This is a genomic window from Ammoniphilus resinae (genome assembly GCF_017873965.1).
In the GTDB taxonomy this organism is placed as follows: Bacteria; Bacillota; Bacilli; order Aneurinibacillales; family RAOX-1; genus Ammoniphilus_A; species Ammoniphilus_A resinae.
The window spans coordinates 1-13137 of sequence record NZ_JAGGKT010000022.1; the positions used below are offsets into that span (position 1 = coordinate 1).

The following is a 13137-nucleotide window of genomic DNA, read 5'->3' on the forward strand; positions in this document are numbered from 1 at the left end:
TTCAGCGTTTTTATAAAAATGGTCTATTATTTTTCCATCACTAGTGGCCTACTATTTTCTCAGCACGTGGTCTACTTTTTTATTGACATTCGCAGAAGTTGCTGATGAAAAAAATCTACTGTTGATGCTGCAACAAAGTAAATAATAAGAAAAGCGGTTATTCCGGGTTCACTTAGAATCACGCAGAAAAACACACAGTGAAGCAATTTCACTGTGTGTTTTCGGTTTAAAAAGAATAAGGGAATCGCATAGCTTTATTAAGCTCTCAATGTCCCTTTGTAGAGTAGGTACTGGATTAAATTACTTTTCCTTATCTAGGTCAACGTCGTTGGCAAGATCATCAACGATGGCACCAGCCGCATCCCCTATCACACTACCGGAAATAGCACCTGCAACGGTACCAAGCGGACCAAGAAGGGAACCTCCTGCTGCGCCCGCGATAACACCAACTGTAGTACCAACCGCATCTGTTACGTTAATAAAATCATCATCAGCGTCATTGTGAATACGGTCTTTATCTTCGGCCATCCATTTCAGCCCCTCTTTTAAAAAATATGAAATTACTTTGCCTTCAACGGCATCCCTGAAATGTATTTTTCCCGGTAAAGGGTATTTCTAGACGAACTTCCTGTAATAGAAGATCGTTAGTATTTCATTCTTAGTTCATTCATTGACGAAACATTAACTGAACTTTTTCAAGATCACTTATTAAGAGATTAATTTCCTCTTGGCTCAACTGTATAGGCATTTGATCATATAAAGTAATGATTTGACCATCTATGTCCTTCTCGTGTTTTTTTAAGTAATCATAAAGACTTTTTAACTGGCTTTCTCTAATAGTCGATTCTGTGGTGAAATGTTTTACTTTCTGTAAAGAAAATTCGTTCATGAGTTCATCAAATTCTCCTGAAATAATGTTCCCCGTTAGCAACATGTGATCACTCCTAAACAATAGGGTTCGTTTCTGTTATTTAACCAAAAAATTTTAATCCATAGTAAGGTCCTGATTGCCGAACAATTATACCGTTTCACAAGGTTTCAGCTAAGAAAAGTGATAACAGCCACATTGCTTCCAGAATTAAACGCTCCATCAGCATGTTTTAGAAACTCCCAATTCAGATAAGGTTATTATTACTATTTATTAACAATTTAAGTATTTTCCATTATCTAAAATCATATTCCGGGTTCCCACTCCTCGTATAAAGACAATTGTTGATTTGGTCATCAAACATATTACACAAGGCTTTCCCAATCCTTCGCTACAAAAAGGGTATTTATTTAGTACCCTTAAATTTCTTCCTCAAAATTTCATCAAGTATCCAGAATACTATTGCGGCTGTTAATGTTATTACAACAAGAAATAAATGCTCAAAAAAGAAAGAAAGAACTAATCCAATAATTAGACCAAAGATAATATGAATCAAAAATGCCTTTTTATATCTTTGTTTGCCGTTTAAATTCTTTGTTAGATAATCAGATAAGATAGATACTGGTAAGCCAATAAGAAGTATAAATGGAGCTGCACCTACAAGAAGTACACCAAGTGCAGCAAATAACTTATCATAGCCATCCATTATTGCAAAAAAAAGGTTAAGAATTAATCCAGTTAAGAGAGTGGTTAAAACAAATCCTAAAAATTTTCTTAGTAACATCAAAGCCCCCCTTTTAATTATAAAACAAATTCAATATTTCCTAACTGCCCGTTAACACAATAAAAATCGGCTTACTCGTAGATAGCCGATTTTTGGCTTTGTTCCATTATCGATTCCCGATGGCTCAACCATCCAAGTAAAAGTCGAGATGATTGGTTTCTTAGGTAAGATTTCTTATTTTATACAAATCCAGAGAATTTCTGTTTATTCCAGCCAATTACAAGCTCAGCAATTACTAGATTAGGAACCCAACTTATCCAAGCGATAACCAAATAACTTGTATCAAAATTTTCCCGGCCGAAAAACATAAGAAATATTGGCATCCAAATTCTAAGCGCAACCGCTCCTAAGGTTAATGCATAATTTCTGATCATCCAGTTTTGGTGTTGTTCTATTTCTTTTCTGCGAATTGATGAATAGGCCATTATTCCTGTCACTAACCAGAAGACCGCTAGCATACCAAAACCAGTTTTAGAAACCCAGCTACCGGTAGCATAAAAAGCCATATAAAGTCCTGATAAACCACCTAACAGAATCCCCAATAAGTAAAATTTACCGAGTTGGCGATGTAGAGATATTCGTCTTATGCGGGTCTTCTCAAGAAAAATAAAGGGACCGAAACCTAAAGAAATACTACCTCCAATAACATGTAAATAAAGAGCTAGATACCAAATTCGAGGTAGTATCTCATCCTTTTTCATATCCATAAAGCCTGCTTTATTTGCCCCTATAAATAAATACTGTACGACCGCATATCCGGCTATTCCAATTGCTAAAAAAACCATGATATACCATAATACTCTTTTCAAAAAATTCCCCTCTCATTCAATATAATAACTCCCCTAGTAAAATAGATTCTGGATAACTAAGATTTAATTGCTTACACTTCTTCTACACAATAGTAGGGATAATCCATTTGCTTTTGGATTTGCATTACTGCTTCTTTGCCAGCAAGAAGTTCACAGATATATAACCCGAGATCTACGGAAGTTGCCACTCCTCCACCAGTTATGATATTTCCATCTCTTACAATTCTCTGTGTTTCAACATTTTTCGTGTATACTCTAAGCAATTCATAAGCATTAGGATGAGTTGTTGCTTTTTTTCCTTCTAAGAAACCTGAAGCTCCTAAAAGCAAGGAACCCGTACATACAGAAACTTTGTATTGCACTTCTTTAGCCGTTTTTAACCACTCAATAAACTTATTATCATGAATGAGTGTTCTGGTTCCCATCCCACCTGGTATAAATAGTAAATCATAGCCAGACAAATTTGGACGTATTTTGTCAATCTTGTATGTAATTCCACGGTCATCGTTTACTTGCTCATCATAAGCACATAAATCCCAACTTAGTTCATCTATAAACCCCATGGTTTTCAATCTTGTAACGCCATCATAGAAACCAACAAAATCCAGAGAAGTCACCTTTTCAAAAAGAATAAAAGCAATCTTCATTGATTATCACTCCTATTTTTATATATGAAACCATGTGTTATAATTCCCCAAATTAACAGAAAACACCTTTCGGACGACCAAAAATACTTAGACTTTCGGTTATTCCACAATCCTTCCGTTTCAATAAAGATGACTCCTTAATTCGGAAGCCATTTTTATGAAATTGTCTCACTTACAATCACTGACCATTCCTTGCCTTTGTATGCGTTGTAACCTTTTGTCCGACAAAACGCAACGATCTTTTCTTTGCCATACTGATTTTCAACGGTATATCCATATGTTTCACCATTCATCAATTTTCGAACGGCCCTTGTTGAGGATAAATTGTTATGTAAAACGCCTTTACGATCACGGGATCCAATGACGATCCCTTTGTTATTAATGACAAACAACTCGCTTCCTTCATTTAATTTTACGGCATCGATAATGTCATAGATAAAATTCCAGTTGAATCGAGTTGTAAATACACCTAAAAGCACACCTTTTTCATCACGTACAGGACAAGAATAAGCTACGGTATGTCCTTTCATAGAATCGGAATAATACATATCGGTCACATAGACATCTTTTATATCCATCGTCTTTTTAAACCATTCTTTTTTTGATACATCACTTCCAACCAGTTCTTGGTCTATTCCTGCAGCAAGAACAATGCCATCATTGTTCGCTACGAACATATCAAAATAAACTTCATAAATATCTACAATTTGCTTCATAAATTTAGTTGCATTTACCCTATTTGTTTCACTCTCTTGCCGTAGACAGTCCCTTATTTCATTAAACGTCGCCCAAGCCTGAACGTCACAGTTCCGTTCAAATAGATTGCGATCAATTTTATCGATGGTGTCAAAAGCTAGATCAGCCGTTCGAACGGCAATGATTTCATTTGCTTTCTCTTGAATGTTTTGGATTAATTCATAACTTGTTTCGTTTGCTTGTTTACTCTGCTCTGAAAAACGTTTGATTTCATTGGCGACAACTGAAAAACCTCTCCCAGCCTCACCTGCACGTGCAGCTTCAATTGCCGAGTTCAGTGCGAGTAAATTCGCTTGAGAAGAAATAAAATCAATTGATTTTACTACCTCCCTCATTTTTTTGTTTGCCTGTTTAAGCTCATTCATTAAAAGAGAAGCATTAAGTGTTTGTTCTTTCTCTAAAATCATGATTGAAATACCACCTTTTCGATCATTTGTTTTCACCTGGCAAGGCGATGATAAACATCGCGCAATGTTTTACAGCCTAATTGGTTAACTTTTTCAATATAAATACTCCATAGCTGGGCGGTTAGCATGGCATCTCCCAAGGCATGATGACGATTGACAATAGAAATATCGTTGTGATTACATAAGTCTTCTAATCGAACAAGCTTTAAGCTTGGTTCTGCAATCCGATAAAGAAAGGAAGTATCAACAATGCGATGCTGTAACTGGGTCCGAAAAAGCTTCCAGCTGGCGTGCTGCAAAAAACTTTTTTCATGATTTGCGTGATGGGCGACGAGAGGGCTATGTTGAGTAAAATGAAAAAAGCGAATGAGGACTTCCGAAAGCAACGGAGCATCTTTTAACTGCTCCCTAGTTAATCCTGTTAAGATCTCTATCTCAGAAGAGAGCTCTTGTTCATACCGAACTAAAGAATAGAAAGGATCTTCTTGGATTTCTCCCCCGCAAACCCTCACTGCGCCGATGGAAATGATTTCATCCCCCTTTTCGGGAAAAAAACCGGTGGTTTCAAAGTCAAATACAACTACATTTAATGCGGTTAATGGAACATCCAAGACTTCATCTTGCCTCATTTCCTTTTGCATTCGTCTTAAAAAGGCAGCATGTTGGTAATCTTGACCACCATAGACACTTCCGGGGCCGTGATTATTTAATTTCCCATGGATTCCTCTCATAAAATAAAAAAATGGTTCAAATGGCATCATTCACACCCTTTTTCTACTAGTCTACAGACATAATAATGGAGTTTTTTGCCATCTTTAAGAATTCTTTTGATTTCTTTTTTTCCCTGACTATCGAGGTTTTTCATGTTTAAGAAATGTGTGTCTTTATAGGATTGGATATGGGTTAATGAAAGACGATAATCTAATAGCTTTTGAAAATTGCTTTTCACGGACTGCAGCATTTCACTGTATGTTTTGATTTGAGATAGTTGATCAATCCGAGCCAATGTTGAAGTTTCCGTAAGCCCCTCTTTGATAGCTAAAATCCTTATCGCATTGACGTAGGGAAGAAAAACAGCATATTTAAGATTGATGGATCCCTGATGTTCTCCATGTTCTTCAACGATAATCTGACCAAAAGGACCTACTGACCTTTTGATATGCATCACATTTTCCATGAAACGTTTTAGCAGCATAGGATGCTTCTTTTGATAGGTATAAATAAACGATTTCAATTCATCTACATAGCGATCTGTCCCATGCAAATGTCTCGCATCATAAAAGATTTGCAGGTTTCGAATCGTATCCCAACTATTCTTCTCCATCCAAACGAAAAGCTGAGCTCTCCATTGTTCGAATGATTGACACCAAAGCGGATTCGAGCTCATGACATTTCCCTGACAATAGGGATATCCAACAACATCTAACCCATCTGAAATTTCTTTCCCAAGTTCTAAAAAGTACTCTTCGTTCTTCGGGCTCGCTATTTCGAAAATAATGCCATGATCTTGGTCGCTGATTAGCCCCTGTTCATACCTCCCACTACTCCCTGTAACAAACCAAGAGTAAGAACAGGGGGGATTTCCTTTATTTAACCGAACACTTGCCACTTCAAAGACCTTGTTCATGACTGAATCGTGCAACTGATTTAATAGGAAGGCATTCGATAGACAACTGGAAATTTTACTTTCTTTCCACAGTTTAATTGACTCATAGGATTCAAAATCACTGATCACGGCAACACACCCTTTATATAAAGAGGGAAAGCCTCTTTACAGAGGCTTTCGACTCATGAAATAAATGACGAAATTAGCTTACTTTGTTATTCTTCGTTATAAATTGTTCTGGATATCCGTAACTTCCGTGTTCACTCATATCCAATCCCATGATTTCTTCTTCTTCACTGACACGTAATCCATTTAGCAGTTTGCTAGCAATGACTAAGATAAGAAAAGATATAGCAAAAGCGTAGGCCCCAGAGGTAACAACTCCCATAAACTGGACCCCTAACTGCCCAAATCCGCCACCATAGAATAGTCCAGCCGAACCAACGCTTGCAAGTTCTGGTGTAGCAAAGAAACCAGTGGATAATGTTCCCCAAACCCCTGCTGTTCCGTGAACAGATAAAGCAAAGATGGGATCATCGATTTTCCTCTTTTCGAAGAATCTAGCACTATAAAATACAAGAATTCCTGCAATGAATCCGATCACAACGGCTGCCCATGTATCGACAAAGGCACAAGATGCGGTGATTGCTACGAGGCCAGCTAAGGCTCCATTTAATGTGGTAATGATATCTGACTTCCCAAGTACGATCCAAGAAATGGTAAGGGCGGCTACTGCACCTGCTCCGGCAGCAAGATTCGTATTTAAAGCGACAAATCCAAAAAATCCTTCATCCACAGACACCGTACTACCCGCATTAAAGCCGAACCAACCCACCCATAAGATCAATACAGCTAAAGCAGTATAAACTTGGTTGTGTCCTGCAAGATTATTTGCTGAACCATCTTTATTATACTTTCCAATTCTTGGCTTCAACAAGATCGTTGCTGCCAAAGCAGCCATTGCACCTGTTAAGTGAACAACCGTAGAACCTGCAAAATCTTGCTTTCCATGTTCAGCTAACCAACCACCGCCCCAGATCCAGTGAGCAACAACCGGATATACGAGTACTGAGAATAACACCGTAAAGACTACGTACACTGAAAATTTCGCCCGTTCTGCAAAACCACCGAGTGCTACACAAACCGAAATGGCTGCGAATGCACTTTGAAAAACAAAGAATACAGTCGTTGAAAGTGACGCCCCTTCCGCTTGCTGTCCAGCATAGAAGAAATCCGACATCCCGGTAAAAAAGTTGCCATTACTACCAAAGATAAATCCGTACCCTACTGCCCAAAAAACTAAAAAAGTGAGTCCAACTGCAAAAACGGTTTTTCCTGCAATATGTCCTGCATTCTTCATCCGGGTTGACCCAGCTTCGAGTAAAATAAACCCACCATACATGAAAATAACTAAGATCGCACTGACCATGGTCCACAAACTATTCATTAAAAACATTTCCACTGAAATAGATGGCAATCGTTCCATAACACACCTCTTTTTTTAGATTCTAAATATGGTAAAATTAGAATCAGGCATAGACTGTCAACGTTTTGCCTGATCAGAACGCCCCCACGGCCATGGGAGGCGTTTTTTTATTCCATCCCTTCACCACCTATCCATGTAATGATTTCTTACAAATTGATGTTAAATAACCTTACATTTGTCATTATATTCCTCGTAATCAATCTAAACAATATCAGTTTTTTATATTATTGATCTATTTTTGATATATGTTTGCGCAAAATGTTACATTTAATTTGATTTGATACTTACATTGATAAGGTAATCAGAACGTTTTAACTCAAACTCAATAAATTTAATGAAGGAACAAATTTCTCTTTAAATCAGTTAGTAGCAACATTTGATGAGTAGGTAAGCTTCCATCTCTTTAATAGAAGATTTTATTTGAAAAAATATGTACTCCACCAATTAGCATTCTTACTATTAAACCAGTTGGTGTATTTATCACTTACCAATAAAAAAGAGGATAAATAGTTTTATAATAACTATCTATCCTCTAAAATTATCCATAAATCCTTATACTTCTACTACTCCGTCTAATCCCTCTTTATTATGATAGACTTCCTCATTTAAATCGCCAGTAATTTTACTGGTTAAAATACCAGATGTCATACTGCCACTAACATTTAATGCGGTGCGTCCCATATCAATCAAGGGTTCAACAGAGATTAGCAAGCCAACGATCGCGATCGGCAAGTTCATGACCGAAAGCACGATCAAGGAAGCGAAGGTTGCCCCGCCGCCTACACCGGCTACACCAAATGAACTAATCATCACTACAACGATGAGCGTGAGGATGAAGCCTGGATCTAGTGGATTGATGCCAACCGTCGGAGCAACCATAATCGCTAGCATGGCTGGGTAGATCCCTGCACAACCATTTTGTCCAATTGTTAAACTGAACGGTCCAACAAAGTTGGCCACACCTTCGGATACGCCAAAGCCATCTGTTTGCGTTTTAATATTCAGCGGTAAAGTACCCGCACTCGAACGAGAAGTAAAAGCAAAGGTTAACGCCGGTAATCCTTTTTTCACATAAGTTACAGGGCTTAACTTTGCAAAACTAATCAATAATAAATGGATTAAGAACATCACAAAAAGGGCTACATACGAAGCAACAACAAATTTACCTAAGTTTATGATCGATTGATAATCACTTGTTGCCGCTACTTTTGTCATTAAAGCTAAGACCCCATATGGTGTTAACCGGAGGATTAATGTAACTACGCGCATAATGATAGCATATAGAGCATCCACTATTTTTGCGAACAATTCGGCTTGCTCTTCCTGTTTCCGTCTTACCCCTAAATACGCCATCCCAATAAAGGAGGCAAAGATCACAACCGCGATCGTTGAGGTAGGGCGAGATCCTGTCAAATCCGAAAACGGATTGGATGGAATAAACGAAAGAATCTGTTGTGGAATCGTTAGATCTTCCACCGATACGACTTTCTCGCTCAATGCTTCATTCCGGGCTTGTTCTGCTTCACCGTTTTGCAACTGAATCCCTTCTAACCCAAAGCCGAGCGCAGATCCGATCCCAATTGCCGCAGCAATGGCTGTTGTGATGAGCAATATCCCGATCCCATAACTGCTGATTTTCCCCAGATTTTTCGAAAGTTTTACCTTTGTAAAGGCCCCAACAATCGAGATAAATACTAATGGCATGACTACCATTTGCAGGAACTTCACATAACCGGAACCGACAATGTTAAACCATTCAATCGTTGTTTTGGTGATGTCTGAAGACATCCCATAAAAAAGATTCATCATAAAGCCAAATAATATTCCTAAACCAAGTCCCGCAAATACACGTTTTGAAAACGTGACATGTTTCTTTTGCATCATGTACAATCCGACAATGATTGCTAGAAAGATTAAGATATTAATGATAACTAGAAACGTATTCAAGATGGTCCTCTCCTTGATGTAAAATATTTAGTTTGATAGAGTGAAAATCTACTTTATTACTATATGATAATAAATCCAATTGGTAAAGTGGGATTTAAATATTTTTGTAAAAAAAGAGGATGGAGTTGCTCTCCATCCACATGGTACTACCTTTTCCTCTTGACACATAAACATTTTTGAGTCCGGTTCGATTTCGTTTTTCCATTAACAGATGATCTGGCAATACATTTTTTACTTAGTTTGAATTTAAAATGACGAATTTTGTAATTAGAATTATGCATCCGGTTATTTTTAGAACTAACTTTTGTTTTAGAATTAGAAATAAAAAGGGTAAGGGTGAAGTTTGTAAAATTCCCGATCGGTAAACTTCTCAAACCCACAGTTCTACAGTTGGTCACTCCGCAATCCGCTACCCAACACATGTTGAATGCTCGATCCGTAGGGATCCTGGTAAAGAAATTACCGCTCCACGTATTCCCTACCGTGTCAAATGCGTAATAATAAAATGTGGTATTTGCGACAGATCCATTCCATACCACCGTACTTCTACCAGGTTGTACGGGGTAATAGCCTGCCTTCACTAAAGGAGTAGGACTACAGTCGGAATCAGGACCAGCGATGACAACATACAGGGTATTCGGGGTGTTATTCCTGAAAAAGAGACTCATTATATCCCACCTTATTCCATGATTACGCTTTAGTACGCGTAATTAATCTATTCGGGTTTTTGAATAAATGATTGGACGTATTACCAGTAGTAATATTTTGAAGCTATCACTATCGATATTAGGCAGTAAAAAGGTTATTTAATGCTTTTTCTTGCTATGATATTTCGCTAGTTTCCTAATTTTTTTAAAAGTTCCCTTGTACTTTTTAAATAAAAAATGAGCTGGAATTCGAGGATTCGCTTCAATTAGCCAAACCTTGCCATTTTTATCCACAGCAATATCATAGCCAATCTGCCATTCATACCGGTGTTTGCTATATACGCGAGTACAATCATGAGCTAATTGGATCATTTCCTTTTTTATTGAAGCGATTTTTTTCCGTCCGATCCCTAAAGATTTCTTCATGGCCTTATTCACGGTAGTTACATACCCTTTTCCTCTAGCCACATTCGTTATAATGCTTTTTTTCCCGGCTACTTTTGCAACCATTCCGATGTGGCTCCATTTCCCATCTTTGGTTCTCATCATCATTAATCGGATATCGAAAGGACGTCCATTAATCTTTGCCAATTTAATCCCCTGTTGAACGATGTGAGTTTTTTTCCTTGCAAGTTTTAGTTTTTTATATAGTTTTTGGACGGAATTGCATGAAGTCTTTTTACCTTTCTCTACCACAAAATAATACTTATCCCTTTTCCTCCATGCCTTAATAATTCCAATCCCGCGTCCTCCCCCCGTTGGTTTGATATAAACCATTGTATATTTTTTCAAATACGTCTTTAATGATGACAGTGTACAGATCGCTGTACTTGGTAAATAAGCTTTAACGGCTCGTTCCTTTTGAAATATACGATGAAACCAATATTTCCCCCCCAACAGGCCACCTCCTAATCAAAGCTAGTGTCAGATTACGTATGTAATGCGAAGAGAGGAACGGTATCTACCTATGCAACCGAAATTTTACTATAGTCATAGGGACTTTTTATGTCCATAGTTGCATTTTTTGTCCCAATAAGATATAATAGTATTATAAAAATTTAGACGGCCATTATAAAATATAAGGAGGGAAATGTTAGAATGGTGCGTAATACTTTTGATGAAATTGAAATTGACTTTAACCATGACTACGACTATGAGGAAGATCGCCAAAGAGAAACTGCTATGCTAAATCGCCGCTACGTTTTAGCATTCGAAAAGAAATACAACTGTACATTTCCAGAATTTATTATGATGGACCATACCGAAGAGCAAAGAATTGATCTTGTGCTTTGGGCTTCTTCTATTCGATATCTAGCTGTGAATAATGAAAATTTATATATTGTGGGATAATCTCGCATAACATACGGGGGATAAATTCAGATTAAGGGATTTAACGGAAAAAAGTTCCGTAATCCCCGATCACTTAATTTAAAAAAGCGAAATAGCGGAAAATTCTTCCGTTATTTTCTTTTTATCTCTATTTGAAAACGTTTGCAAACAAAAATAACGGAATTTTCTTCCGCTATTTTTGTTACTTTAGGTGCCAAAAATCAAATAACGGAAAAATATTCCTCTATTCCCACTAAATCAACCACTTTTAGGTTTCAATCGGACTCAGAATTCGCTATTTGGCCATAACACTTAAGTTTCAATTTTCAAATGACTCTTTACGAAATGAAGAAGTGTTTGCCCTAACCCAGTAAGAATAACCCCTTTCGCTTCACACTTTTCGCAAGAAGTAGTCGTTCCATCGTGGTTTACCTCTCCTTTCCCTTTACATTCAGGACACTGCACTTGCAAATCATCTGTTGTAAAAATCACGTTACCCATCAAAATCCCTCCAGTTTTTTAATTTTCTGTTCAAGTCAAACCGCCACCAATCATCTCCCATGCTCATTCCCCCTTTGAAACATACAAAAAAGGCCTTCCATCCTCGGTAAAAAGGACGGAAAGCCGCGGTGCCACCTTTATTCGTTTGTATTAACTACAAACGCACTTCATAGGGTACAGAAACAGAATCGATACCCCGTCTCTTTTAACGGTGAGACCTTTCCGCCAAAGCCTACTCCACATTTCGGTTTGGTTGCTCCGAAGCCCATTCAACATGAATCCCACACTGATTTTCACCATCCATCAGCTCTCTGAAGTGTCAATCATGCCTACTCTTCTCCATCAACGCAAAAATATCATAATTGATATCAGTTTATAACAATTCGTTTATATTTTCAACGGGTTTACAGTTCTTTAGAAACCAAACTACGCTGCCCTTTCACAGTAGCATCAGGATTTCTTTTTCTATTTACAATCCATATTCCTACGAGTACAAGCATAATTCCTACCAATGTATGTATTTCAAAGCTTTCTTGCAAAAATAGGCATCCGGAAATAACACCCACGACAGGTACAAGCAGTAAAGAAATGGATGCTTTGCTAGCTTCCGTTCGACTCAAAATATGATTCCACATAACAAAAGTCAAAGCAGAAGCGACAATCCCTGAAAACAGAATATAAACGACCGGCATGAATCCCCAGTTCGATCCCCCATCTTCAAATGAAAGAGAATATACCAATAATCCGACTGCCCCAATCGTCATTTGCCAGGTTGTAAATTGAATACTATCACAATGCTTTAATTTCAGTTTAAAAAGTAGGTTAGCTGCAGCCCAAGAAATAGCGGAGCTTAATGCCAGTAATACAGCCCATAGAGACCCACCTATATGGATATTCATGGCGAGAAATAAACCGAATAGGCCTAGCACAATTCCAAACGTCTTTCTTACAGTCAATTGTTCTCCAGGAATCCACAAATGTGCCATGATTGAAAGGAATAACGGCATGCTGTAGGTTAGAACAGAGGTAAGACCCGCACTTACATAGTTAAGGGATATTTGAATCGCGATATTAAAATAGGTGGTTTGAAAGAATCCGCACAGAATATACCACTTCAAATCCGATCTATTCGGCAAGAATATCCTTCTCATCAAACTCACACCGAGGAGTACGATGGCACCCGTTAGAAATCGAAATGCGGCAAACAGAACAGGCGGAAACGCACCATTACCCAATTTCATGATAACAAAATTAAATCCCCAGATAATACACAACATAGCCATCGAAGCATTCATCCTATTATCCCCTCTTCCCTCATTCCAACTTCATCTTAGTGCTAACCATACTTTA

The 13137-nt window shown here is 37.8% G+C and carries 15 protein-coding genes and 1 other annotated feature; of the genes, 1 reads left to right on the plus strand and 14 read right to left on the minus strand.

Going from position 1 to position 13137, the window contains the following annotated elements; genetic code table 11:
- Nucleotides 1-300: 300 nt before the first annotated feature.
- The 12 genes from J2Z37_RS21935 to J2Z37_RS21990 all read right to left on the minus strand — a co-directional run bounded on the left by J2Z37_RS21935 (nt 301) and on the right by J2Z37_RS21990 (nt 10854).
- A complete protein-coding gene (locus tag J2Z37_RS21935; RefSeq protein ID WP_209812465.1) occupies nt 301-528 on the minus strand; it encodes a hypothetical protein in 228 nt (75 codons plus the stop codon).
- A 139-nt stretch (nt 529-667) separates the two neighbouring features.
- On the minus strand, nt 668-934 hold the full coding sequence (locus tag J2Z37_RS21940) for a hypothetical protein (RefSeq protein ID WP_209812466.1): 267 nt from the start codon (nt 932-934) through the stop codon (nt 668-670).
- A gap of 340 nt (nt 935-1274) precedes the next feature.
- The gene (locus J2Z37_RS21945) at nt 1275-1652 is read right to left on the minus strand and encodes a hypothetical protein (RefSeq protein WP_209812467.1); all 378 of its coding nucleotides are present in this window, start codon (nt 1650-1652) and stop codon (nt 1275-1277) included.
- A 179-nt stretch (nt 1653-1831) separates the two neighbouring features.
- Entirely contained in the window at nt 1832-2461 is a 630-nt protein-coding gene (locus J2Z37_RS21950) for a DUF2306 domain-containing protein (RefSeq protein WP_245204110.1), read from the minus strand.
- Between the two features lie 71 nt (nt 2462-2532).
- A complete protein-coding gene (locus J2Z37_RS21955) occupies nt 2533-3108 on the minus strand; it encodes a DJ-1/PfpI family protein (RefSeq protein WP_209812468.1) in 576 nt (191 codons plus the stop codon).
- Nucleotides 3109-3263: 155 nt separating this feature from the next.
- Nucleotides 3264-4271 carry a methyl-accepting chemotaxis protein gene (locus J2Z37_RS21960; protein WP_209812469.1) on the minus strand — a complete coding sequence of 336 codons (1008 nt, stop codon included), beginning with the start codon at nt 4269-4271 and terminating at the stop codon, nt 3264-3266.
- Nucleotides 4272-4303: 32 nt separating this feature from the next.
- Entirely contained in the window at nt 4304-5029 is a 726-nt protein-coding gene (locus tag J2Z37_RS21965; RefSeq protein ID WP_209812470.1) for an exonuclease domain-containing protein, read from the minus strand.
- A complete protein-coding gene (locus tag J2Z37_RS21970; RefSeq protein WP_209812471.1) occupies nt 5029-6006 on the minus strand; it encodes a DUF294 nucleotidyltransferase-like domain-containing protein in 978 nt (325 codons plus the stop codon). Before J2Z37_RS21970 ends, J2Z37_RS21965 begins: the two co-directional genes overlap by 1 nt.
- 73 nt (nt 6007-6079) lie before the next feature.
- Complete coding sequence (locus J2Z37_RS21975) at nt 6080-7363, minus strand: ammonium transporter (protein WP_245204112.1); 1284 nt, start codon at nt 7361-7363, stop codon at nt 6080-6082.
- Nucleotides 7364-7915: 552 nt separating this feature from the next.
- On the minus strand, nt 7916-9310 hold the full coding sequence (locus tag J2Z37_RS21980; RefSeq protein WP_209812472.1) for an L-cystine transporter: 1395 nt from the start codon (nt 9308-9310) through the stop codon (nt 7916-7918).
- Between the two features lie 146 nt (nt 9311-9456).
- Nucleotides 9457-9978: a DUF1036 domain-containing protein gene (locus tag J2Z37_RS26180; RefSeq protein ID WP_209812473.1), complete on the minus strand. Its 522-nt coding sequence runs from the start codon at nt 9976-9978 to the stop codon at nt 9457-9459.
- 138 nt (nt 9979-10116) lie between these two features.
- Nucleotides 10117-10854, minus strand: a complete 738-nt coding sequence (locus tag J2Z37_RS21990) for a YheC/YheD family protein (RefSeq protein WP_209812474.1) — start codon at nt 10852-10854, stop codon at nt 10117-10119.
- Nucleotides 10855-11055: 201 nt separating this feature from the next.
- Between J2Z37_RS21990 and J2Z37_RS21995 the strand changes: the two genes are divergently transcribed.
- A complete protein-coding gene (locus tag J2Z37_RS21995; RefSeq protein ID WP_209812475.1) occupies nt 11056-11307 on the plus strand; it encodes a hypothetical protein in 252 nt (83 codons plus the stop codon).
- Between the two features lie 291 nt (nt 11308-11598).
- On the opposite strand, the gene J2Z37_RS22000 is transcribed toward J2Z37_RS21995, so the two are convergent.
- Nucleotides 11599-11787, minus strand: a complete 189-nt coding sequence (locus J2Z37_RS22000) for a tryptophan RNA-binding attenuation protein (protein WP_245204114.1) — start codon at nt 11785-11787, stop codon at nt 11599-11601.
- Nucleotides 11788-11895: 108 nt separating this feature from the next.
- Nucleotides 11896-12142 (minus strand) — a binding site (T-box leader).
- Between the two features lie 49 nt (nt 12143-12191).
- A complete protein-coding gene (locus J2Z37_RS22005) occupies nt 12192-13082 on the minus strand; it encodes a DMT family transporter (protein ID WP_209812476.1) in 891 nt (296 codons plus the stop codon).
- Nucleotides 13083-13137: the final 55 nt, after the last annotated feature.